This window comes from Nocardia sp. TBRC8007 (assembly GCF_056629435.1).
The window spans coordinates 1-239 of the sequence record NZ_JBWSOR010000235.1 but is presented as its reverse complement, the minus strand read 5'-3'; the positions used below and the strand labels follow the sequence as shown (position 1 = coordinate 239).

The window sequence follows — 239 nt, the reverse complement described above, 5'->3', positions numbered from 1 at the left end:
CGGTTCGAGGGCCCCTCGGCGACCTACAACATGCCGTTGGGGGTGCGGTTGTCGGGTGCGGTGGATGTGGTGGCGTTGCGGGCGGCGCTCGTGGATGTGGTGGGGCGGCACGAGAGCCTGCGCACGGTGTTCGCCGAGGTGGACGGGGTGCCGGTGCAGCGGGTGCTCGGGGCCGGTGAATTCGCCATGCCGGTGGAGGTGTCGGATGTAGCGGACGTGGGGGAGGTGGAGGCGGTGGT

Annotated in this window: 1 protein-coding gene; it reads left to right on the top strand. The window is 71.1% G+C overall.

The window, feature by feature from the left end:
* A partial coding sequence (locus ACX4ZE_RS23465) for a condensation domain-containing protein (protein WP_480275644.1) occupies positions 1-239 on the top strand: 239 nt, incomplete at both ends.